The organism is Kitasatospora sp. NPDC127111 (assembly GCF_042677465.1).
Classification (GTDB): Bacteria; Actinomycetota; Actinomycetes; order Streptomycetales; family Streptomycetaceae; genus Kitasatospora.
The window spans coordinates 144,503-166,964 of sequence record NZ_JBHXTG010000008.1; the positions used below are offsets into that span (position 1 = coordinate 144,503).

Consider the following 22,462-nt stretch of genomic DNA (forward strand, 5'->3'; position numbering starts at 1 on the left):
GAGGGAGCGGCAGGCGTTGCGGGCGGGCGGTTCAGCCGAGCCGGACGGTTCAGCCGAGCCGGACGGTCGTCCCCGTGGCGGCGGAGGTGCGGGCGGCCTCCAGGACGGTGAGGGTGGCGACGGCGTCGTGCGGGTCGACCGGGGGCGGGGTGCCAGGGGTGGCCAGGGCGGCGGCGATGCCCGCGTAGTAGGCGGGGTAGTCGCCCGGGTCGGTGGGGATCGTGGTGGCGGACTCGTCGGTGCCCAGGGTGCCGTACAGGTCGGGCAGCTCGGCGCCCCACGGGAGGGAGTCGTCACGGCCGGTGCCGTCGGGACGGTGGCCGGCCCGGAGGTCCGCCTCCTGCGGGTCCATGCCGAACTTCAGGTAGCCGGCGGTGTCGCCGAGCAGCCGCAGCCTGGGGCCGGCCAGCGGGGTGATGGCGCTGGTCCACAGGTGGGAGCGGGTGCCGGAGGCGTGGGTGAGGGCGAGGAAGGCGTCGTCGTCGACCACCGCGCCGTCCCGGCGGACGTCGATCTCCGCGTACACCGTCTCGACCGGCCCGAACAGGGCGAGGGCCTGGTCGACCAGGTGGCTGCCGAGGTCGTACAGCGTCCCGCCGACCTCGGCCGGGTCCGCCAGTTCGCGCCAGCCGGCCTTGGGCTTGGGCCGGAACCGCTCGAACCGGGACTCGAAGCGGTGCACCCGGCCGAGCGCGCCCTCGCGGACCAGGCGGGCGGCGGTGAGGAAGTCGCCGTCCCAGCGGCGGTTCTGGAAGACGGAGAGCAGGACGCCCCGGGCCTCGGCCAGCCGGCAGAGCTCCAGCGCGTCGGCGGCCGTGGCGGCCAGCGGCTTGTCGACCACGGTGGCCAGCCCGGTGTCCAACGCGGCCCGGGCGAGCGGGACGTGGGTGCGGTTGGGGGAGGCGATGACGACCAGGTCGAGCGCGTCGGGATCGGCGAGCAGCTGCTCGGGGGTCTCGACGGCGCGGGCGCCGGGGTGTTCCCGGTGCAGCTGGGCGCGGCGGTCGGGGTTGGCGGTGACCACCGCGTCCAGCCGGAGTCCGGGGGTGGTGGCGATCAGCGGGGCGTGGAAGGCGGAGCCGGCCAGGCCGTAGCCGATCAGGCCGACGCGGAAGGGGCCGCCGTGCTGGGCGAGGGGGCGCGAGGAGGGGCTCATGCGCCCTACTCAATCACGCGGTGCCCGGTTGGCCCCGGTTTCGGAGGGCGGCCCGGACCGCCGGACCGCCGGACGGCCGGACGGCCGGACCGCCGGACCGCCGGTGGCCGGTGGCCGGTGGTCGGTGGCGGGCCCGGGTTCCCCGGGGCGGGGGACGTCAGCGGGCGTGGGTGCCGCCGGTGCGGCGGCGTTGGCGGTGGAGCACGGCGATGGTCGCGCCGGCGAGCAGGAAGGCGGAGCCGACCGAGGCGAGGATGCCGAGGGAGCGGTCGGAGCCGGTCTGGGCGAGCCGGTCGGGGGCGGTGGCCGGCGACGTCGTGGCGGGGGCGGGGGCGGTGGCCGCCGGGGGGCCGGCCTCGGCGGGGGTGGTGGGGGTGGTGACGGCGATGGGGGCTGCGGGAGCGGCTGTCGCGGGTGCCGCTGCCGTCGGAGCGGTGGCGGTCGGGGGCGCGGTGGCCGCGTCGGTGTGGTCGTGGCCGCCGGGGTGACCGGTCTGCCCGGTCGGCGAGGTCTGCCCGGTCGGCGCGGGCGGCGTGGGTACGGGCGCCGGTGCGCCCGGTGTCGCCGACCGGCTCGGGGAGGGGACGGCGGGCGCGGAGGTCGGCGCGTTGCCGGTGCCGTCGAAGACCACGTCCGAGCAGGAGTAGAACGCCTCCGGGCTGTCCGAGCGCTGCCAGATGGCATAGATCAGCTGGCGCCCGGTCTTCCCGGCCGGCACCTTGCCCGGCAGCACGTACGAGCCGTCCGACAGCTGCGGGTCGGTGACCGTCAGGAAGGGCTGTGGTTCCAGGTTCGCCCAGGTCAGCGGCCTGGTGGGGGAGTAGCTCGGGTTGGTGATGAAGAGCTGGAAGGTGCCCTTGTGCGGGGCGGTGGCGCGGTAGCGGAAGGTGAAGTCGGCGCCCGCGGTGAGGTTGGTGGCGGGCCAGTCGGCGCGCGGCAGGTCCAGGCCCCGGTAGGTGTCGGAGCCCGCGCTGCAGAGCTTCCCGTCCGGGATCAGCTCGCGGTGGCGGCCGGCGGCGTCGCCGATCCGCAGGCTCATCCAGTCGTACAGCGCCGCGGTGCCGCCGGCCGCCACGGCCGCCTGGCAGGCCGCCGACTTCGGGTGCTCGGCGCCCTCCAGGTAGCAGCCCTCGACCCGGCTGAGCGGGTTCTGCATCGAACCGTGCGCGGCGGCCGGGGTGGCGGCGAGTCCGACGGCGAGGGTGGCGAGGGTGAGGGTGAGGGCGGCGGCGGGGAGACGTCGGCGGCGCACGGGCATGGTGGGGGACTCCTCCGAGGAGCGTGGTGAGGGTGGTGTGCCGCTCACGCTAGACCGCCGGGGCGGCGGTGCTGAGGGGTCATCAGTGCGGTTAGGGGCGGCTTAAGGAGCCGTTGAGGCGGAGGCGGCCGGGTGAGGGGCCGGACGGTGGCCGGTGACGGCCGGGCGGCGGTCGGGTGGTGGCCGGGCACGGTCGGACGGCGGACGGACCGCCGCCGGGCAGCGGCAGGGCAGCGGTCGGACGGCGGTGGGGCGCGGGGTCGGACGGCGGCCGGGGGCCGCGTCCCGCAGGGCGGGACATCGCTGTCGCCGGGCCCGGTGCGCGGACTAGGCTGTGAGCCGTTGGGGCAGCCAGTGGTACCCCCGGCGGTCCGGTGTCCCGAAGGGGGGCCGGCCGGTGGGAGGCGCAGCGGTGACGGCGGTGCGCCGCAGATTTCGTACGACCATCGCACGACGCTGCGCGGGCAGGGCACTGCCCGGGCGGCACGTGGCAACACTTCGGGAGACACGCACGTGGCAGACCGCAAGTCCTTCGAGTCCTGGCTGACCGACATGGACGGCGTCCTCATCCACGAGGGCACGCCGATCCCCGGCGCGGAGGAGTTCCTGCGCCGGCTGCGGGAGTCCGGCAAGCCGTTCCTGGTGCTGACCAACAACTCCATCTACACCCCGCGCGACCTCAGCGCCCGGCTGGCCGGCATGGGGCTGGAGGTGCCGGAGGAGTGCATCTGGACCTCGGCCCTGGCCACCGCCAAGTTCCTCAAGGGCCAGCGCCCGAACGGCACCGCGTACGTGATCGGCGAGGCGGGCCTCACCACCGCGCTGTACCAGGCCGGCTACGTGCTGACCGACAACAACCCGGACTACGTCGTCCTCGGTGAGACCCGGACGTACAGCTTCGAGGCGCTCACCAAGGCGATCCGCCTGATCAACCAGGGTGCCCGGTTCATCTGCACCAACCCGGACGAGACCGGTCCGTCCACCGAGGGCGTGCTGCCGGCCACCGGTTCGGTCGCGGCGCTGATCACCAAGGCGACCGGCGTCGACCCCTACTTCGTCGGCAAGCCGAACCCGCTGATGATGCGGGAGGCGCTGAACACGGCGGGCGCCCATTCGGAGACCGCCGTCATGATCGGCGACCGGATGGACACCGACATCGTGGCGGGCATGGAGGCCGGCATGGAGACCATCCTGGTGCTCACCGGCCTCACCGCCGCCGCCGACGTGGAGCGTTTCCCCTACCGGCCGGGCCGGGTGGTCAAGTCCGTCGCGGACCTCGTCGAGCTGGTCTAGCCTCGGCCCTGCTGTTGCGGGCCCTGTCCCCGGTCGACGGCCGGGGCAGGGCCCTTCTTCGTGCTCATCGCAGAAGGGGGCGGACGGGATGAGCGGTCCTGTGGACGACATGAGCGGAGCCGCGGACGAGGGCGTGGAGGAGAAGCGGGTCACCTGGGCGGAGCTCTACTTCGACCTGGTCTTCGTCTTCGCCATCACGCAGGTCTCCGGCCTGCTGCACCACCACCACGACTGGGCGGGCGTCGCCCGGGCCCTGGTGGTGTTCGTGCCGGTCTACTGGTGCTGGGTGGGCACCACGGTGCAGGCCAACATCCGGGACGTGGACACCCCGCGGGACCGGCTCGGCATCCTCGCCGTCGGCCTGGCCGGCCTCTTCATGGCGCTGGCCGTGCCCGGCGCGTACGAGGGCCGCGGCGTGCTGCTCGGCGCCGGGTACTGGTTGGCGCGGGTGGTGCTGCTGGTGCTGCTGATCCGCATCCCGGGCGTGTGGCGCGGCCCGTACGGCGTGGGTGTGCTGGTCAGCGGACCGCTGCTGGTGGTGGGCGGGCTGCTGCCGGACGGGCCGCGGCTGGTGTGCTGGGCGCTCGCGGCGCTCTGCGACCTGTCCGGGCCGGTGCTGTTCCGCAACCGGCTGGCCAGGGTCGCGTACCACCCGGCGCACATGCCGGAGCGGTTCGCGCTGTTCCTGCTGGTGGCGCTCGGCGAGTCGATCGTCGGGATCGGGGCCACGGCCGCCGGGGCCCGGCTCGACGCGGCGGAACTGGCCGCCGTGGCGGCGGCGTTCACCATCTCCTGCGGTCTCTGGTGGCAGTACTTCGTCCACGCGGCGGACGCCATGCGGCACGCCGTGACCGTCGCGGACTCGCGCCGGGACGTGATCCGCCGGGTCTTCCAGTACGGGCACCTGGCGCTGGTGGCCGGGGTGATCGCGGTGGCGGTCGGCTTCGGCGAGACGGTGGCCGATCCGCGGCAGGCGCTCGGCGCGGGCTCGGTGGCGCTGCTGTACGGGGGCTGCGGGCTGTACCTGCTGACCTTCGGCTACACCCGGTGGATGATGTTCCGCGCGGTCTCGACGACCCGGATCGCGGCGGCGGTGGTGGTGCTGGGGCTCGCCCCGGCGATGGTGGCGCTGCCGGCGATCGTGGTGCTGGGGGTGCTGGCGGTGCTGCTGGTGGCGTTGAACGCGGTCGAGCACGTGCGGGTGGGGCGGGCCGCGGCCGCGGCCGCGGCCCGCGTCGGGGCCTCCGGGGCTGCCGGGGCTGTCGGGGCTGCCGGGGCCGCCGCGGGTGGGGCGGTTGCCGCGGACGGGGTCGTTGCCGCGGACGGGGCCGTTGCCGGGGCTACGGCGGACGGGGCCGCCGCGACGGGTCGGGCGGTCGCGACGGACCGGGCGGGCGTTCCGGAGAGTGCTCCGGCGGCTTCCGGGTCCTCGGCGGAGTGAAGTGTCGGTGGGCCTGTGTAGCGTTCGGGGTGGAAAGAGGGCGTGCGGCGCAAGGGTCGCGGTACGCCCGTGGGTCGGGGCGGTGCGGCGGGAGCGGCCGTCCGGTGGGAGGTTGATGTCGTGACGGACACGGTCGAGGCGGGCGTGGACGAGGCCGGCGCGGGCGAGACGGGCGCGGACGAGGCCGGCGCGGGCGAGGTCGGCGCGGGCGCCGGGCTGGAGCTGCCGGAGTCCTGGCGCGCGGTGCTGGGCGCGGAGACGGAGAAGCCGTACTTCGCCGAGCTGTCGGCCTTCGTCGCGGCCGAGCGCGCGCAGCACCAGGTCTTCCCGCCGAGCGGGCAGGAGTTCTCCGCGCTGGAGGCCACCCCGTACGAGAAGGTCCGGGTGCTCGTCCTCGGCCAGGACCCGTACCACGACGACGGCCAGGCCCACGGCATGAGCTTCTCCGTGCTGCCGGGCACCAAGACGCCGCCGTCGCTGCGCAACATCTTCAAGGAGCTGGACGCCGACCTCGGCATCCCGGCCCCGGACAACGGCTACCTGATGCACTGGGCCGAGCAGGGCGTGCTGCTGCTCAACGCGGTGCTCACGGTCCGGGCGCACGAGGCGAACTCGCACAAGGCCAAGGGCTGGGAGAAGTTCACCGACGCGGTGATCAAGGCGGTCAGCGCGCGCGAGGAGCCGGTGGTCTTCGTGCTCTGGGGCAACTACGCGAAGAAGAAGCTGCCGCTGATCGACACCACCAAGCACGTGGTGGTCCAGGGGGCCCACCCGTCGCCGCTCTCCGCCAAGCTGTTCTTCGGCAGCCGCCCGTTCTCGCAGATCAACGCGGCGCTGGACGGCTTCGGCGTCGACCCGATCGACTGGCGGGTGCCGGACCTCAAGCAGGGCTGACCGGCCCGGCGGCGAGCTGACGCCCCGTCCGCTCGCCGCCGCCCGCTGTTCACCGGCCTCGGCTGCCGGCCGGTACCCGGTGTGCGAAGCTGGGGGCCGACCGGGTCGCCGGACCGGGTCTGGGGAGGGGCGGCAGGTGCGCCGGGTGGCACGAGGAGCGGGTTTCCGGCTGGCCGTGGGGGCGGCGGTGCTGGGGCTGACGGCAGTCATGGCGGGGTGCGACGGGGGGAGCACGTCCGGCAGTTCGGGCGGCGGCGGCACGGCGGGGGTGAGTGCCGACGTGGGCGGTTCGGGAGGTACGGGCGGTTCGGGGGCGTCCGCGGGCGCGGCGGGGGGTGCTGCCGGGGGCGGGCTCGCCCAGCTGCCCGGGCAGACCTTCTACGTGTCCGACCAGACCGCCGCCGCCCGGCAGCTCGTCACCCTGCGCGCACAGGGCCGCACCGCCGAGGCCGACACCCTGCTGAAGATCGCCGCCCAGCCCTCCTCGCAGTGGCTCGGCGACCAGGCGGCCAAGGGCATCGTCGACCAGGTGAGCCGCCGGGCCTCGGCCGTGGACCGCACGCCGGTCTTCGTCGCGTACAACATCCCGCACCGCGACTGCGGCCTGTACTCGGCCGGCGGCGCGCAGGACGCCGCGGCCTACCGCTCCTGGATCACCGGCCTGGCGGAGGCGCTGGGTGACCGCAAGGCGTGGGTGGTGCTGGAGCCGGACGCCGTCGCGCACACCCTGGACGGCTGCGGCGTGAAGGGCGCGGCCGCCGCCGAGCGGTACGGCCTGCTGGCCTTCGCCGTCCAGGAGTTGAAGAAGCGCCCGCAGGTGCGCGTCTACCTGGACGCGGGCAACCCCGGCTGGGCGCAGGACCCTTCGGCGCTGGCCGACGCCCTGCGCAAGTCCGGCATCGCCGTGGCGGACGGCTTCGCGGTCAACGTCTCCAACTTCTACGGCACCGACCGGAACGCGGCGTACGGCGCGGAGCTCTCCGCCGCGCTGGGCGGGAAGCACTTCGTGATCGACACCAGCCGCAACGGCAACGGCCCGCTCGGCGGCGACGCCTGGTGCAACCCGGCCGGCCGCGCACTGGGCGAGCCGCCCACCGCCGAGACCGGCCGGCCCGGCGTCGACGCCTACCTCTGGATCAAGAACCCCGGCGAGTCCGACGGCGAGTGCGGCCGCGGCGAGCCCCGGGCGGGCGAGTTCTGGCTGCCGTACGCCCTGGGGCTCGCGCGCGGCGGCGCGTAGGGGACGCGTGGGGTCGGCGGCTCGGCGGCTCGGCGGCTCGGCGAGTGGGTCGGGCCGGTGGGCCGGGTCGGGTCGGTGGGTCGGCCGGGCCGGCGGGCCGGTGGGTCGGCGGGTCGGTGGGCCGGCCGGGCTGGTGAGAGGGGCCGGTGGGTCGGCCGGTGTGGCCGGTCAGGTCGTCGGGCGGGTACGTCGTCGGGCCGGTCAGGGGGTGACCTTGATCCAGCGCGCGACGGAGGGGGTGCCGGCGCCGTCCGTCACGAACAGCATGTACCAGCCCGGCGGCAGCAGGTTGGGGTTGCCCGGCAGGGTGAGCGCCACGCCGCCGTCCGAACGCGCGCCGACGTCCAGGGCCACCGAGCGCTGCTCGACGTCGGTCGCGTGGGTGACCGAACTCGGCCGGACCAGCTTGGCGGTGACGACACCCTTCGGTTCGGGCGAGTTCACCGTGATGGTCGCGCCGAGCCGGGCAGCGGTGGGTGCGTCGGTCAGCTGCGGGCGCTCGCCGTGGAACAGGTACGGCGGCGTGTAGATCTCGATCCGCTGCTCGAACGTGCCGGGTACGGTGTCGGCCTTGTCGGCGAAGAGCGGGTCGGAGCCGAGCACCACCACCCGGCCGTCGGGCAGCAGTAACGCCTCGGAGTGGTAGTTCCGGCCGACGGTCGGCTCGGCCGCCGTGCTGAAGGTGTTGGTGTCCGGGTGGTAGAACTGCGCCTTCAGCAGGTCGCTCCGGTGCTTGCCCCGGTAGTTGCTGGAGCCGCCGGTGGTGAACACGGTGTCGTCCGGCAGGATCACGCCGTTGAGGTAGCGGGTGCCACCGGCCGGCAGGTCCGGCCCCGGTGTGAAGGCGGGCTTCGCGGCCGAGAGGTCGGCGATGTCGGTGCGGGCGGTGGAGAGCGGCGACTCGCCGACGCCCCCGCCGCCCAGGATCATCACCTTCTGGGTCTGCGCGGGCGGCAGCAGCACGGAGGACGAGGTCTCGGTGAGGGCGGGATCGCGCAGGCCCGGGACGGGTTGGAAGCTGTTGTCCCCGAGGTCCCAGATCCCCGGCTCGCGGCCCTTGTCGGCAGGGCCGTAGCCGGCGTTGGAACCGGAGTAGAAGAGCTTGCCGGAGGCGGTCAGGAAGATCGACGGGTAGGTGGGGAAGTAGCGGTCCGGCGCCTTGGACCAGGTCTTGCTCGCCGGGTCGTAGATCTCGTTGTCGTTGCCGGTGAGGATCTGCCCGGTGTCGTCCAGACCGGAGACGGTGACCACCCGCCCGTCCCCCAGCCCGGTCAGCGTGGGGTACCAGCGGGCGTACGCCATGTCGGTGACCTGCTCGTACATCTCGGTGTCCGGGTTGAACTCGAAGGCGGCGCGGATCCCCTGGAAGTCCTGCTTCTCCAGGGTCAGGCGGTCGGCCATCCCGTAGAGGTTCCGGGCCTCGGCACCGCTCAGGCCCTTGATCGCGTACTGGGTGGGGGAGTTGTTGACGTACTCGGCGCCCTGGGCCACCGCCTCGACGAACACGTGCTGCTCGCTGGCCTTGACCACGGTCCGGTCCCCGGCGCCGGTCTTCACCGCGGCCGGGACGGTCACGTCGGCCGTGGACGCGTACTCGCGGCCGTTCGGCGCCGTGAACACGGTCCCCTTGGGGAAGGTCCGGGCCGCGTCGGGGTTCTCGTTGCGCACCCGCATGCTGCCCGCCGCCTTCTTCACGGCACCGTCCAGCGCCTCGTAGCGCTGGGTGCCGCCGGCGACCAGCAACCGGCCGTCCGGCAGGGCGGTGTGGCCCCCGCAGAACATGTCCGCCGGGGTCGGGACCAGCTTGTAGGTGTTCTTGGCCGGGTCCCAGAGCAGGCTCTTGAAGGTGCCCGCGTCGAAGTTGCGCTGGTTGTTGCCGGAGCCGGCGATGATCAGGATCTTGCCGGTGCGGAGCAGGCTGGCGTGGATGGCGTTGATCCGGAACTCGGCGGGCAGGACGACGGTCTGCCAGTGGCCGTACTCGGCCTTGTACTCGGGGCGGTTGATCACGTACTGGTGGTACTGCTCGTTGGCGAAGCCGAGCACGGCTGGCGCGTTCATCCCGGCCACGGTCAGCGCGACCGTGCTGCCGAGGGCGAAGCGCCTGGTGCGGCCGGCGTTGCGGATCTTCACGGTGCTTGGTCCCCTCGTGAGACGGGTGCGGTTCAGCGCGTGGTGGGTGCGGTTCAGCGCGTGGTGGGCGCGGCGGCCGGCGCCATGGTGACGGGTGCCGTGACGACAGGTGCCGTGATGACAGGTGCCGTGATGGCGGGTTGCGTGGCGGCGGGTTGCGTGGCGGCCGCTGGGCACGCGGCCGATGTCGCGGCGGGTCTGGCGGCGGCGGAATGGCCTTGTGGCGGGACGGCGGCGGAGCGGCCCTGGGGTGGGACGGAGCCGGAGCGGCCCTGGGGTGGGACGCGGGTGGCCGTGGTGGTGCCGGTGACCGAGAGGGTGGACGTCGGCCGGGCCCTGCGCCGCCGGACGGCATCGGCCGCCAGCACGAACACCGGCAGCAGACTGAGGAGGAGTGCCAGGCAGGCCCAGGTGCGCATGGCGACGTGGTCGTGGCCGGTGAAGAAGGAGGCCGTCACCGCCCCGCCGAACAGCAGCGCCCAGAACAGGTGGATCCGAAAGGTCGCGAGCCGGTCAGGGCTGGCCGAGTCACCCTTCGGCGTCACCACGAAGCGGCTGCGACGGCGAAGCACCGCTTGCAGAAACGATGCTGCGTAGATCGGCCCGCAGAGCGCCGACATCACCATGCCCGCCACCCCGGACGACCCGGCCGGCTCGTGCGGGCTCACGTTGTGCTTCCGGTTCCAGGTGTAGAGCAGCACCTGGAGCGCGGCCGCGTCGCTGTACAGCATCATCCAGATCTCGGACGACACGTGGACGCCCGACGCCCCGAACCCCAGGTAGAGCACGCTGGACACCCCGCCGAGCAGCCAGGTCAGCGCCGCCATCGGGTAGAAGCAGACCATCAGCGTGTAGTTCAGCAGCCGCCCCGGCGACAGCCGCCAGGCCGCCCGCCAGTACTGCCGGAGGAGGGTCTCGTAGGTGCCCCGGCTCCAGCGCAGCTGCTGGGAGAAGAAGTCCGTCCAGGACGACGGGCCCTCACCCACCGCCAGCACGTCCGGCGTGTAGACGGATTTCCAGCGCGCGCCCGTGGCCGGATTGCGGCGGCGGTGGAACTCCAGGCCGGTCGCCATGTCCTCGGTGATCGAGTCGTACAGCCCGCCGATCGACTGCAGCGCGCCGATGCGGACGGCGTTGTTGGTGCCGACGAACATCGGTGCGCCGTAGCGGTTACCGGCCCGCTGGATCAGCGCGTGGAAGAGGAACTGCTGGCTCTCCGAGAACTTGGTGACCGACGAACCCGAACTCCGGTAGTTCCCGTACACCTGCGGTCCGACCACGAACGCCACGTCCGGATCGCGGAAGTAGCCGAGCATCCGCTCGCAGAACTCCGGCAGCGGGACGTGGTCGGTGTCCACCGACACCCAGAAGTCGTAGTCACCGCCGTGGGCCTGCAGCCAGCTGTTGTAGTTGCCGTGCTTGGTCCTGGCGCGAAACCGGCCCTTGTGCTGGTTCCACTGCTCCACCCCGCACCGGCTGAAGTGCCGTGCGCCCAGCTCGGCGCAGAGCTCGCGCATGGCGGGGTCGTTTCCCTCGTCCAGCAGCCAGACGTCGTACGGTCCGTCGTGCCGGACGGCCATCGCGGCGGTGAGGGTGGCGCGCACCATCCCCGGCGGCTCCTTGCCCGGCACGCAGGTGGTGAGGAACGCGACCCGGGTGCCCGACTCCGGCGTGACCGGGACGGGGTCACGCGCGACCAGGGTCGCGTGGGTGTTGGAGACGACGTTGACCAGCCGGAACACCTCGACCACCGCGATGATCCCGATCATCACCTTGTCGCCGAGCAGCAGCCAGGAGTGCGTCTCGCCCGGCCGGACCGGCCAGTGGTCGGGCAGCAGCAGCCAGACCAGCAGCACCGCCTCCACCAGCGGGGCGGCCAGCAGGAGCAGCGCCGCCCGGATCCGGTGCGGCTCGCGCCGCAGCAGGCTGCGGAACTGGACGCGGTAGGGGGCGGTGGCGGGTCCGGGGGCTTCGGGTGTGGTGGCCGGTCCGGCCAGACGGCTGAAGTGGACGTAGTCGTAAGGGGCTTCGGGGACCGGTATGGAACGCAGGTCGTCCGCTGGTTCCGGATTCGTTCGGTACTCCGGGTCTGTCCGGGCCTTCCAATCCGGGTCCGTTCGGCCCTCCGGGCCCGTTTGACCCTCCAGGTCCGTTCGGCCCTCCGAATCCGCATGGCCCTCCGAATCCGCACGGCCCTCCGGATCCGTTTGGCGCGAGAACAGCTTGCTCATGTGTGGCTCCCCCCGTGGCCAGGCCTGCGGGCCTACCCGTTCGTGCGTGCTCCGACCGGGGGTGTGCGATCCGAAGTCCCGCGCCGCGCGCTGCGCGCAGGGACCGGCCGCTCCCCCCAGAGCCTTGCTTTCGAAGCAGAACACCGCCCGGTGAACTGCGCCGTTTCCAGGCAGTTTCCGGGCTGTCAATCATTAAAACGTATACGATCGATTGTGTTGTGTGGCTGCGCGGCTACCTCGAATGCGGGATCCCGACTCGTTCTCCGGACTCCCCTCCGGGGGTGCGGGATCCTTGGCGTCCTCAACTCTCCCGGAGCCTTGGCGTGATCGCAACCGATCTGGGAAATGATCATTGCGCAAGCATGAAGATATGACGGTTCCCGGCCATTCGGGTCGCCGCTGATGCTATTGAGGGGGATTCGCGCGGCGGGCATTCCGGGATGGATCGAATAAACGCGCGAAGGCCGGACCGCCCCGCGGTGATCCGGCCTTCGCGTCGTCGCTCCTGTCCTCGGCGCTCGGTCCGCCCGTAGGAGGGTCCGGTTTCCAGGTTCCCAGGTTCCCCGGCTCCCCGGCTCTTGGTTCCCCGCTTGGCGGTGTCAGTCCGTTCGCAGGAGGGCCGGCCCGGTCGCCGCCTGGACGTCGTCGAACCCCACCCCGGGCGCCGTCTCCACCAGGCGCAGCCCGTCTGGCGTGACGTCGATGACCGCCAGCTCGGTGACGATGCGGTCAACCACCCGCCGGCCGGTCGCGGGCAGCGAGAGCTCGTCGACGATCTTCGGTGAACCGTCCTTCGCCGTGTGCTCCATCACGACGATCAGCCGCCGCGCGCCGTGCACCAGGTCCATGGCCCCGCCCATGCCCTTGACCATCTTGCCCGGGATCATCCAGTTGGCGAGGTCCCCGGCGGCCGAGACCTGCATGGCGCCCAGCACCGAGACGTCGATCCGGCCGGCCCGGATCATGCCGAAGGAGTACGCGGAGTCGAAGTACGCGGCCCCGGCGGTGACCGTCACGGTCTCCTTGCCCGCGTTGATCAGATCGGGGTGCTCGCTTCCCTCTACCGGGTACGGGCCGATGCCCAGGACGCCGTTCTCCGAGTGCAGCACCACGTGGACGCCGGACGGGAGGTGATCGGGGATCAGGGTCGGCAGACCGATGCCCAGGTTGACGTACTGCCCGTCCCGCAGCTCGCGGGCCGCCCGCGCGGCGAGCGCGTTCCGGGGGTCGAGCGGGATGTGGGGCGCGGGAGCGGGTGCGGGGGCGGTAGGGGGTGTGGCTGCGGGGGCGGTACGGGGTGCGGGGGCGGTGCGCGAGGCGGGCGTCTCCTGGGGCTTCCGGGTGGGCGCTGTCGCGGACGTCTCGGCGGGCATGGCGGTCAGGCCTCCTGGGGTGCGGTGCGAACGGTCCGGCGCTCGATGCGGCGGTCGGCGGGATCGGCGGCGACCACCCGGTCGACGTAGACGCCGGGGAGGTGGACGGCGTCCGGGCCGAGCTCGCCGGGCTCGACGATCCGGTCCGCCTCGACCAGGGTGATCCGGCCCGCCGCCGCGCAGAGCGGGTTGAAGTTGCGGGCGGCGGCGTGGAACACGCAGTTGCCGTGCCGGTCCGCCACCTCGGCGCGAACCAGCGCGAAGTCGGCCGTGATGGCCTCCTCCAGCAGGTAGCGGCGGCCGCCGAACTCCCGGACCTCCTTCGGCGGCGAGGCCACCGCCACCGAACCGTCCGCCCCGTACCGCCACGGCAGCCCGCCCTCCTCGACCTGGGTGCCGACCCCGGCGGGGGTGAAGAACGCCGGGATGCCTGCACCCCCGGCCCGCAGCCGCTCGGCGAGCGTGCCCTGTGGCGTCAGCTCCACCTCCAGCTCGCCGGAGAGGTACTGCCGGGCGAACTCCTTGTTCTCGCCGACGTAGGACGACGTCATCCGGGCGATCCGCCCGGCCCGCAGGAGGAGGCCGAGCCCCCAGTCGTCCACCCCGCAGTTGTTGGACACCACGCGCAGGCCGCCGGTGTCCGTCGCGGCCAGTGCGCCGATCAGGGTGCTCGGAATGCCGCAGAGGCCGAAGCCGCCGACGGCCAGCACCGCTCCGTCGGGAATGTCCCCGACCGCTTCGGCGGCGGAGTCCAGGACCTTGTCCAAGGGGTCACCTCGTGAGGGGGAGTGGGCGGGAGTCGGTGGGCGGAAACGGGGATGGGACGGGAACGGGTGGGGCGGGAACGGGTGGGACGGGAGTGGGCGCGGGGACGCGGGTGAGTTGTGGGGCCGGACGCTCGCGCCCCACCACCGTCATCGCGTGCGGGCCCCCGTGCCATAGCGGCCGCCGCCACGCAGGGGCACGGACGCATGGCGACCTGCCACACCGGGCGACCGGTGAGGGGCGGTGGGCCCGGCGGTATGGCGGCCACAACCACATCAGGGCGGGCTGATGCGTTCCCCGGGCACATGTCGCCGCCCTCACGGCACACCTACGGTTCCGGCATCCACCCCCGCAGCACCCCCAGGAGTCGGTCACCATGCGCAGCTCGACAGCCCTCACCAGGACCGCCTCCGGAGCACCCGCCGGCGCAGGCACGGCCGCCGCCGCAGCCGCAGGCGCCGTCGCTGCGGCCCGCACGTCGGCTGCCGGTCCGGCCCGCAGGCTCGCCGCCATCGCGGCCTGCGCCCTGCTCGCGGCCGGCTGTGCCAAGGCGGGGACCGCGGGCACCACCGCCGCGGACGGTGGCGGCTCCAAGAGCCCGGTCAAGGTCGGCCTGGTGTACTCCAAAACGGGGCCGCTGGCCGCCTACGGCAAGCAGTACCTGGAGGGCTTCAAGGCCGGCCTGAACTACGCGACCAAGGGCACCGGCGCGGTCGACGGGCACAAGATCGAGTTCGAGGAGCAGGACGACGCGGGTGACCCGGCCAAGGCGGTGTCGGCCGCCAAGGATCTGGTCGGCAAGGGGCACAAGATCCTGGCCGGCTCCACCGCTTCGGGCGTCGCCCTCCAGGTCGGACCGATCGCCGCCCAGAACAAGGTGCTCTTCATCAGCGGCCCGGCCGCCGCCGACAAGGTCACCGGGTTGAACAAGTACACCTTCCGTTCCGGCCGCCAGTCCTACCAGGACATCAGGACGGCGGCCTCGTTCATCGGTGACGCCAAGGGCAAGAAGGTCACCGTGCTCGCTCAGGACAACGCCTTCGGGCAGGCCAACGTGGCCGCCGTCAAGGCCGTACTCGGGGCCCAGGGCGCGACGGTGGACGCGGTGCTCGCCCCGCCGAGCGCCACCGACCTGACCCCGTTCGCCACCCAGGCCAGGACCGCCAAGCCCGACCTGCTGTTCGTCGCCTGGGCCGGCGACACCTCGTCGGCCCTGTGGACGGCGCTGAACCAGCAGGACGTGTTCGCCGAGACCAAGGTCGTCACCGGCCTCGACCTCGCCGCCTCCTACCCGCTCTTCGGCCCGGCGGGCGAGAAGATCTCCTTCCTGAACCACTACTTCGGCGGCGCCGCCGGCACCCCGGTGGAGAAGGCCATGGACGAGGCCGTCACCGCCGGCGGCGGCAAGTCCGACATCTTCACCCCGGACGGCTTCACCGCCGCCCAGCTGATCGTGCACGCGATCGAGGCCAACCACGGTTCGGTCGACGACACCTCGGCGATGGTGAAGTCGCTGGAGGGCTGGAGCTTCGACGGGGTGAAGGGCCGGACCACGGTGCGCGCCGAGGACCACGCCCTCCTCCAGCCGATGTTCCAAGTCCGGCTGACCGGCACCGGCGCAGCCGCCAAGCCCTCCGTGGAGAAGACCCTGACCGCGGACGAGGTGGCGCCCCCGGTCACCCCGATGGCGGGCTGACCCCGATGGCCGGTCCTGCTTCGTCCGCGGTGGGCACGCCTTCGCCCACCGGCGCCGAGCCTTCACCCGCCGGCGCCGGAACCCCGCCCGCCATGGCCACACCGGTGTTGCGGCTCACCGGCGTGGGCTGGTCGGTCCGTGGCGTGCCGATCGTCGAGGACGTCTCCTTCTCGGTCGGCGAAGGCGAGTTCATCGCGTTCATCGGTCCCAACGGTGCTGGTAAGACCTCCCTGTTCAACCTGATCTCCGGCATCTACCCGGCGAGCCGCGGCATCCTCGAACTCGACGGCGTCGACATCACCGCCGAGGCCGTCCACGCCAGGGCGCGCCGCGGACTCGGCCGCACCTTTCAGACCTCCTCTCTCTGGCCGGGGATGACGGTGGCCGACCACGTCCGGCTGGCCGCGCAGGCCGCGGCCGGGCCGCGGGCCTCGTACCGGATCTGGCGCCGCGCCGACCGCTACCAGGGCCAGGTGGCTGAGACCCTGGAGCGCACCGAACTCGCGCACCGGGCCGACACCTTGGCGAGTGCGCTCTCCCACGGTGAGAAGCGCAAGCTGGAACTCGCCGTTCTGCTGGTCTCCGACCCCCGGCTGATCCTGCTGGACGAGCCGATGGCCGGGGTGAGCGCGGAGGAGGTGCCGGCCCTCACCGAGCTCATCGGCTCGGTGCACCGTGACCTCGGCCGCACCGTACTGATGGTGGAGCACCACATGGACGTCCTCCTCGGCCTGGCGGACCGCCTCGCCGTGATGCACCACGGCACGCTGCTCGCACTGGACACCCCTGAGGCGGTGATGGCCGACACCACCGTGCAACAGGCCTACCTGGGAGAGGCACTGTGACCGACTCCCCTTCCCTCCTCTCGGTGCGCGATCTGCGGGTGGTCATCGACGGGCTGCACATCCTGCACGGGGTCGACCTCGACGTGGCGTCGACCGGGGTCACGGCGCTCCTGGGACGCAACGGTGCCGGCAAGACCACCACGGTCAAGGCCGTGATGGGCCTGGTGCCGCGCACCGGCAGCGTCCTGTTCGCCGGTACGGAACTCTCCTCTCTGCCCACGCATCTCGTGGTCCGTCAGGGCATCGGCTACGCCCCGGAGGACCGCGGGATCTTCGCGGGCCTCACGGTCGCCGAGAACCTGCGCCTGGCCGAGCGCGACCGCGACGCGGAACCGGCCTATCACCTCGTTCATGAACTGTTTCCGGAACTCAAGCAGCGGGCCGCCCAGTTGGCCGGGACGCTCTCGGGCGGTCAACAGCAGATGGTGGCCATCGGCCGGACCCTCCTCAACCACAACCGGCTGATCATCGCCGACGAACCCACCAAGGGGCTGGCGCCGAAGATCGTGGCGGAGGTGGCCGAGGTACTGGCCCGGGCGGCCGAGGCCGTGCCCGTCCTCCTGGTCGAGCAGAACCTCGCCCTGGTCCGCCGCCTGGCCGGCAGCTGTGCCGTGCTGGCCGACGGCCGCACCGCCCACCAGGGCGACACCGCGACGCTGTTGGCCGACGAGGTAGCCGCCCGGAGGCTGCTGGGCGTCGGCGGCCGCCGGCCGGGTGCCCGGGTGGCCGCCGTCGGTCGTGCCCCGGCCACCCCAGCTGCCCCGGCCACCCCTGCCGTCACCACGGAGGTGAACCCCTGATGGACACGGTTGTCCTCCTTACCTGTACCGGACTCGGTCTGGGTGCGCTGTACTTCCTGGTGGCCTCCGGTCTCTCGCTGATCTTCGGTCTGATGGACGTGCTCAACTTCGCGCACGGCGCCCTGCTCTCCGTCGGTGCCTATGCGACCTGGTGGGCCGGTGCCGAGGCCGGCTTCCCCTTCTGGCTCGCCGTGCCGTTCGGCACGGGCGTCGGAACGGCCGCGGCCGTTCTGCTGGAGCTCTTCCTGATTCGCCCGCTCTACAGCCGGCCGCGCGACCAGATCCTCGCCACCGTCGGCGTCGGGCTGGCGGTGCCCGCTCTCCTGATGGGCGTCTGGGGCGCGGACGCCCGCCCCTTCCCGCAGCCGGAGCCGCTCTCCGGCACCTGGCACGTGCTCGGTGCGACCGTCCCGGTCAACCGCTTCGTGCTGGTGGCCGCCGCCGGCCTGCTGCTGCTCGCTCTTCGGTTGTTCCTCGCCCGTACCCGCTACGGGCTGATCGTCCGGGCCGGCGTCGAGGACCGGGCGATGGTCACGGCGCTCGGTGTCGACGTCCGCAGGGCGTTCACGCTCGTCTTCGCCATCGGTGGCGCCGCCGCCGCGCTCGGCGGTGCCCTCGGCGGCCTCTACTTCGGCTCGGTGAACCCCGGCCAGGGGACGAGCCTGCTCATCTTCGCCTTCGTCGTCGTCGTGATGGGCGGCATGGGGTCCGTCACCGGGGCCGCCGTCGCCTCGGTGTGCGTCGGTCTCGTCCAGCAGTTCGCCAACTACTACAGCGCCGCGGGACTCGGCGACCTGTCGGTCGTCGTCCTGCTGGCCGTACTGCTCCTCGTACGGCCCCGCGGACTCACCGGGAGGCTCGCGTGAGCACCAGGACCCCCAGCGCGAGCACCGGTGGCACCGCAGCCGACCGCACTGCCGACACTCCAGCAGGGGGGACTGACACCAGCCCTGCCGAGAGCCATTCTGGACGGACGATCGAGGCCGGCACCATCCCTCGAACAGGTGAATCAATGACCGAGCGCTCGACAAGGGTGCACCGAGCGCTACGCTGGTGGCCGATCGCCCTGCTGATCCTGCTCCTTGTCGCCCCATACAGTGCGCTTCCCGTCCCGGGACTGCTCGACGGCCCGCTCGGCAGCCCGGGAAGCCTCCAACTCATCGCCCTGTGCCTGCTCTACGGGGCCCTCGCCACCGGCTACGACCTCCTGCTCGGCCGGACGGGCCTGCTCTCCTTCGGCCACGCGCTCTACTTCGCGACCGGCCTCTACGCCACCAACCTCGGCATGCTCGAGCTCCGACTGCCCTTCGCCGCAGCGGCGTTCTTCGGCATCGCCTGTGCCGTCGCGCTGGCCCTGTTGCTCGGCTCGGTCAGCCTCCGCGTCACCGGTATCGGGTTCTCCATGGTCACCCTGGCCTTCGCACAGGCGGGTTCGATCCTCGTCCAGCGCAACCCCGGCGGAGTGACCGGCGGCGAGGAGGGCCGGTCCGCGCCGGCCGGCCGACTGCCCTCGGCCTTCCTGGGCATCGAGAACACCGCCAACCTCTACTGGGTCGCCGTCGCGTACCTGGTGCTCACCCTGGCCGCGGTCCATTGGGCCGTCAGCTCCCCGGCGGGGCGGGTCTGGGAGGGCATCAAGGAGAACGAACGCCGGGTCGAGGTGCTCGGACTGCGCCCCTACGGCTACAAGCTGGTCGCCTTCGTGCTCGCCGGAGCCCTCGCCGCCGTGGGCGGGGTGGTCTACCTGCTGCTGACCGGCGGCGCCACGCCGCAGGCCGCCACCTCCGACGCCACGCTCTCCCTGCTGGTCATGGTCGTCCTCGGCGGATCCGGTACCCGTTGGGGCCCGCTGCTCGGCGGCGTCATCTACACCTGGGCCGGTCACCGGCTCGGCGACCTCGCCAACTCCGAGGCCATCGCCGGCCTGCCCGCGGTCCTGCGCGTCCCGCTCTCCCAGCCGCTGTTCCTGCTCGGCGGCCTCTTCGTCGCCGTGGTCTACCTGTTGCCCGGCGGCCTGGCCAAACTGCCCGCCCGCATCCGCGCCGCCCGCTCCACCCGCTCGGCCCGGTCCGCCGGCCGTGCCGGCGCCGCCGGTGCCCGTCCCGAAGGAGGTAGCCCCGCGTGAGCCAGTCACCCCAGCAGCCCGAGCAGTTGACGGTTCCCGTGCCCGGTGGGGAGCTGGCCGTGCTCCGCTGGCCCGCCACCGTGCCCGGGACGCCGACCGTCGTGGCGGTGCACGGCATCACCGCCAACGGACTCGCCTGGTTCGAGGTCGCCCGCCGACTCGCCGGCCGGGCCACGCTGCTCGCACCCGACCTGCGCGGGCGCGGGGCCAGCCGGGCCCTGGGCGGGCCGTACGGCCTGACCCGGCACGCCGACGACGTGGCCGCCCTGATCACCACGCTCGGCCTGGGGCCGACCGTGGTCGTCGGGCACTCCATGGGTGCCTGGATCACCGCGCTGACGGCGGTGCGGCACCCCGGCCTGGTGAGCCGGGTGGTGCTGGTCGACGGGGCGATCACGTTCCCGCTGCCGGAGGGCCTCCGGGAGGAGGACGTCCTGGCCGCGGTGCTCGGCCCGGCCCTGGCCCGGCTGTCGATGACCTTCCCGGACCGCGCGGCCTACCGCGCGTTCTGGCGGCAACACCCGGCTTTCAACGCCGACTGGTCGGACGACATCGACGCGTACACCCAACGCGATCTCATCGGCACCGAGCCCGAGTTGCGCTCCTCCTGCGTACTGGAGGCCGTACAGACCGACGGCGCGCAGGTCCTGCTGGACGAGGACGCGGCCACCGCGGTGCACCGGCTGCCCTGCCCCGGTGAGCTGCTGTGGGCGGAACGCGGCCTGCTCGACGAACCCCAGGCCCTCTACGACGACAAGCGGATCGCGACGGCCGGGCTGGACCGGGCCCGGGTGGTGGCCGAGCTGGTGCCGGACACCAACCACTACTCGATCCTCTGGGGTCCGGCCGGTGCGGAGGCCGTGGTCCGGCGCCTGCTCGGCTCCGGGCCCGCCGCCGGATAGTGGTCCCCGGAACGCCGGTCCGTCACGGCTCCCGCCACTGGGCGGGAGCCACCGGCGGGCCGCTCAGCCCGCGGTGCCGAGGAAGGACTCCCAGCCGCCCGCGGGCGCCTGCCCGACGCTCAGCGTGCGCAGCTTGCGGAGAGTGGACTGGTCCTGCGCCTCCAGCCAGTCGACCAGCTGCCGGAAGGACACCAGCCGGACCTCCGGCTTGCCCGCGATGGTCTTGAGGGTCTCCTCGACGGCGTCCATGTAGATGCCGCCGTTCCACTGCTCGAAGTGGTTGCCGATGAACAGCGGGGCGCGGTTGCCGTTGTAGGCGCGGTCGAACCCGGCGAGGTAGGAGTCCCGGGCCTGGGTGCGCCAGTCGTTGTACTTGGCCGGGTCGCCCTTGGTGCTGCCGGCGGACTGGTTGGCCAGGATGTTGTAGTCCATCGACAGCACCTGGAAGGTGTGTCCGGGGAACGGGATGCTCTGCAACGGGAAGTCCCAGATCTTGCCGTCCTGCACCTTCTGCGGCCATATCTGCTGACCGCCCGAGGAGCTGGCGTCGTACTTCCACCCCATCTTGGCCGCGGTCGGCAGCAGGGCCTTCTGCCCTTCGAGGCACGGCGTGCGGCCGCCGATGAGCTCCTTCTTGTAGTCGAAGGGGAGCGGGTCGACGTCGGTGAAGCCGGTGTTGGTCCGCCACTGGGTGACGAACGATATCGCCTGGTCGATCTCGCTCTGCCAGTCCTCCGGGGTCCACTTGTTGACGCCGTTGCCGTCCGGCCGGCTGGAGCAGAAGTGCCCGTTGAAGTGGGTGCCGATCTCGTGACCGGCCAGCCACGCCTGGCTGATCAGCTTGAGCGTGGTCTTGACCGCACCGTCCGAGAGGTAGGGGATGTCGGAGGCGCCGACCGAGTGCTTCGGCGGGTGGTACAGGTCGGACTTGCCCTTCGGGAGGGTGTAGATCCCGGAGAGGAAGAAGGTCATCGAGGCCTTGTGTTCCTCGGCCAGCTTGAGGAAACGGGGGAACTGGTTGTCGTCGGTGCCGCCGGCCCCGTCCCAGGAGAACACCACGAACTGCGGCGGCCGCTCACCGGGCTTGAGCTTCTCCGCCTTGGGCTGGTTCGGCTGCGGGCCGGTGTCCGAGGTGGAACCGTCGCCGATCGGCGTGCCCTTGGGAGCGCCCTTGCTCGGACTGCCGCTGCCGGTCTGCCCGTTGCCGGTGGTGCTGCCGCCCGGGGCGGGGGCGGAACTCGACCCCGAACCGGAACCGGATCCGCCGCTGGAGCAAGCCGTCACGGCGCCCAGGGCCACAGTCGCGGCGGTGGCACTGAGCACGGTCCTACGCGAGATCTCGGTCATGGTCTCCCCTGGTGCCGCTGGCCGGGTGGTGACGGCGTTCGCGGGCCGCACCGGTCATATCGGGCAATTAATAGGTATTTCGCCGTCAGCATGTCATGCGGACACGGGGGTCACCAAGGTGCCGAGGTCCGCTGACAGTCAATACGCGGACCGGGCACCCGGAGGCTGCGGAGACCGGTCTTCTGTTGCCGTCCTGTGACGCTCGCCAGGGGCAGGGCGGGCGGTGCCTCAGATGGTGACGAGCCGGCGGTTGCGGCGGACGATCCGGGCGATGGCGGTGCTGACCGCGGTCGCGGCGGCGCAGGAGACCGCGAGGCTCAGCCAGGCGGTGTCGAACCAGTGGCTGTTGAGCCAGCCCAGCGTGACGATGTAGGCGGCCCAGACCAGTGCGGCCAGCGCCGACCAGCGGAGGAACCGGTACGGCTGGCCGGGGGAGTGGCCGATGGCCAGGTCGAGGACGGTCCGCCCGGCCGGCACGAACCGCGCGATCACCACCATCGCGGCGGCCGCCCCGGTGGTGCGGTCGTTCAGCGCGTGCTGCACCCGGGCCACGCTGGCCGCCAGCTTCGGGCGGTGTTCGAGCCGCCGCTGAACCGAAGGGGCGCCGCGCCGGGCGAGCCGGAGCAGCAGCAGATCGCCGAGGAACGAGGCCACCGCCACGCCGAGCCCGAGCAGGACCGGCGCGCCGTCTATCTGGGAGGTCTTGAGCACGGCCAGGATGACCAGCGTCCCGCTGGGGATGAAGGGGAGGAAGGCGTCGCCCAGCACGGCGCAGAGCGCCAGGGCGCAGATCCATGAGGATCCGATCACCGCTGAGATGTCCAAGGTCCGACTCCCTCCAGGCTGCCCGGAGGAGCAGATGGCTGCAGGGGACAACGCTAGCGCTTCGACTTTTCATGCCATGAAGCACCCCGGCTGTGCTGCGCCTCACAATGGCGCGAGCCCCTGGAGCGGGGTGCCGCT

Annotated in this window: 18 protein-coding genes; 10 read left to right on the plus strand and 8 right to left on the minus strand. The window is 72.7% G+C overall.

All coding sequences use genetic code 11. From position 1 onward, the window contains the following. Positions 1–49 precede the first annotated feature (49 nt). Both ACFVHB_RS08010 and ACFVHB_RS08015 read right to left on the minus strand, forming a co-directional pair. The gene (locus tag ACFVHB_RS08010; RefSeq protein ID WP_380316835.1) at positions 50–1,156 is read right to left on the minus strand and encodes a Gfo/Idh/MocA family oxidoreductase; all 1,107 of its coding nucleotides are present in this window, start codon (positions 1,154–1,156) and stop codon (positions 50–52) included. Positions 1,157–1,313: 157 nt separating this feature from the next. Then, positions 1,314–2,414: a lytic polysaccharide monooxygenase gene (locus ACFVHB_RS08015; RefSeq protein WP_380316838.1), complete on the minus strand. Its 1,101-nt coding sequence runs from the start codon at positions 2,412–2,414 to the stop codon at positions 1,314–1,316. Positions 2,415–2,927: 513 nt separating this feature from the next. On the opposite strand from ACFVHB_RS08015, the gene ACFVHB_RS08020 reads away from it, so the two are divergent. The 4 genes from ACFVHB_RS08020 to ACFVHB_RS08035 all read left to right on the plus strand — a co-directional run bounded on the left by ACFVHB_RS08020 (position 2,928) and on the right by ACFVHB_RS08035 (position 7,282). After that, positions 2,928–3,707, plus strand: coding sequence for an HAD-IIA family hydrolase (locus ACFVHB_RS08020; protein ID WP_380316841.1), 780 nt, complete (start codon positions 2,928–2,930; stop codon positions 3,705–3,707). 88 nt (positions 3,708–3,795) lie between these two features. After that, the gene (locus ACFVHB_RS08025) at positions 3,796–5,148 is read left to right on the plus strand and encodes a low temperature requirement protein A (protein ID WP_380316844.1); all 1,353 of its coding nucleotides are present in this window, start codon (positions 3,796–3,798) and stop codon (positions 5,146–5,148) included. A gap of 216 nt (positions 5,149–5,364) precedes the next feature. After that, the gene (locus ACFVHB_RS08030; protein WP_380316921.1) at positions 5,365–6,042 is read left to right on the plus strand and encodes a uracil-DNA glycosylase; all 678 of its coding nucleotides are present in this window, start codon (positions 5,365–5,367) and stop codon (positions 6,040–6,042) included. Between the two features lie 382 nt (positions 6,043–6,424). Further along, the gene (locus tag ACFVHB_RS08035; RefSeq protein WP_380316847.1) at positions 6,425–7,282 is read left to right on the plus strand and encodes a glycoside hydrolase family 6 protein; all 858 of its coding nucleotides are present in this window, start codon (positions 6,425–6,427) and stop codon (positions 7,280–7,282) included. Positions 7,283–7,483: 201 nt separating this feature from the next. Here ACFVHB_RS08035 and ACFVHB_RS08040 read toward each other — a convergent pair whose 3' ends face one another. The 4 genes from ACFVHB_RS08040 to ACFVHB_RS08055 form a co-directional block, all read right to left on the minus strand. Continuing rightward, a complete protein-coding gene (locus ACFVHB_RS08040; protein ID WP_380316850.1) occupies positions 7,484–9,415 on the minus strand; it encodes a galactose oxidase-like domain-containing protein in 1,932 nt (643 codons plus the stop codon). A 53-nt stretch (positions 9,416–9,468) separates the two neighbouring features. Next, a complete protein-coding gene (locus ACFVHB_RS08045) occupies positions 9,469–11,646 on the minus strand; it encodes a glycosyltransferase family 2 protein (RefSeq protein WP_380316853.1) in 2,178 nt (725 codons plus the stop codon). Positions 11,647–12,245: 599 nt separating this feature from the next. After that, positions 12,246–12,884 (minus strand): 3-oxoacid CoA-transferase subunit B, encoded by a 639-nt coding sequence (locus tag ACFVHB_RS08050; RefSeq protein ID WP_380316924.1) that lies wholly within the window; start codon positions 12,882–12,884, stop codon positions 12,246–12,248. Between the two features lie 140 nt (positions 12,885–13,024). After that, positions 13,025–13,786, minus strand: coding sequence for a CoA transferase subunit A (locus tag ACFVHB_RS08055; RefSeq protein ID WP_380316856.1), 762 nt, complete (start codon positions 13,784–13,786; stop codon positions 13,025–13,027). Between the two features lie 374 nt (positions 13,787–14,160). Here ACFVHB_RS08055 and ACFVHB_RS08060 point away from each other — a divergent pair, with 374 nt between their 5' ends. The 6 genes from ACFVHB_RS08060 to ACFVHB_RS08085 all read left to right on the plus strand — a co-directional run bounded on the left by ACFVHB_RS08060 (position 14,161) and on the right by ACFVHB_RS08085 (position 20,152). Further along, complete coding sequence (locus tag ACFVHB_RS08060; RefSeq protein ID WP_380316859.1) at positions 14,161–15,480, plus strand: substrate-binding domain-containing protein; 1,320 nt, start codon at positions 14,161–14,163, stop codon at positions 15,478–15,480. Between the two features lie 92 nt (positions 15,481–15,572). Next, positions 15,573–16,325: an ABC transporter ATP-binding protein gene (locus tag ACFVHB_RS08065; RefSeq protein WP_380316862.1), complete on the plus strand. Its 753-nt coding sequence runs from the start codon at positions 15,573–15,575 to the stop codon at positions 16,323–16,325. Next, positions 16,322–17,125, plus strand: a complete 804-nt coding sequence (locus ACFVHB_RS08070) for an ABC transporter ATP-binding protein (RefSeq protein WP_380316865.1) — start codon at positions 16,322–16,324, stop codon at positions 17,123–17,125. The genes ACFVHB_RS08065 and ACFVHB_RS08070 overlap by 4 nt, the downstream gene beginning before the upstream one ends. Next, on the plus strand, positions 17,125–17,991 hold the full coding sequence (locus tag ACFVHB_RS08075) for a branched-chain amino acid ABC transporter permease (RefSeq protein ID WP_380316868.1): 867 nt from the start codon (positions 17,125–17,127) through the stop codon (positions 17,989–17,991). Before ACFVHB_RS08070 ends, ACFVHB_RS08075 begins: the two co-directional genes overlap by 1 nt. Before the next feature lie 146 nt (positions 17,992–18,137). After that, positions 18,138–19,250, plus strand: a complete 1,113-nt coding sequence (locus tag ACFVHB_RS08080; RefSeq protein ID WP_380316871.1) for a branched-chain amino acid ABC transporter permease — start codon at positions 18,138–18,140, stop codon at positions 19,248–19,250. After that, on the plus strand, positions 19,247–20,152 hold the full coding sequence (locus ACFVHB_RS08085; protein WP_380316874.1) for an alpha/beta fold hydrolase: 906 nt from the start codon (positions 19,247–19,249) through the stop codon (positions 20,150–20,152). Before ACFVHB_RS08080 ends, ACFVHB_RS08085 begins: the two co-directional genes overlap by 4 nt. A 63-nt stretch (positions 20,153–20,215) precedes the next feature. On the opposite strand, the gene ACFVHB_RS08090 is transcribed toward ACFVHB_RS08085, so the two are convergent. After that, positions 20,216–21,499 carry a hypothetical protein gene (locus tag ACFVHB_RS08090; RefSeq protein ID WP_380316877.1) on the minus strand — a complete coding sequence of 428 codons (1,284 nt, stop codon included), beginning with the start codon at positions 21,497–21,499 and terminating at the stop codon, positions 20,216–20,218. Between the two features lie 228 nt (positions 21,500–21,727). Beyond that, entirely contained in the window at positions 21,728–22,324 is a 597-nt protein-coding gene (locus ACFVHB_RS08095) for a DedA family protein (RefSeq protein ID WP_380316880.1), read from the minus strand. Positions 22,325–22,462 lie beyond the last annotated feature (138 nt).